Below are 386 nucleotides of genomic sequence, written 5' to 3' on the forward strand. Positions count from 1 at the left end.
CGACCGCTGGAGTCGATGATGGACTGGTTGAAGTTGAACCCGTTCAGGTTGAAGGCCATCGTGGACACACCCAGAGCGGTGAACCAGATGCCGATCACCGGCCAGGCACCCAAGAAGAAGTGCAGGGCGCGGCTGTTGTTGAAGGACGCATATTGGAAGATCAGGCGACCGAAGTAGCCGTGAGCTGCCACAATGTTGTAGGTCTCTTCTTCTTGACCGAATTTGTAACCGTAGTTCTGGGACTCGATTTCGGTGGTTTCACGAACCAAGGAAGAAGTCACCAGAGAACCGTGCATCGCGGAGAACAGAGCACCGCCGAAGACACCGGCAACTCCCAGCATATGGAAGGGGTGCATCAGGATGTTGTGCTCGGCTTGGAACACCAA

Annotated in this window: 1 protein-coding gene; it reads right to left on the reverse strand. The window is 55.2% G+C overall.

Going from position 1 to position 386, the window contains the following annotated elements:
* Positions 1-386 (reverse strand): photosynthetic reaction center family protein (locus tag AC0QHF_RS09255; RefSeq protein WP_473113634.1); only part of this gene is annotated, 386 nt, incomplete at both ends.

Source organism: Lyngbya sp. CCY1209 (assembly GCF_055795065.1).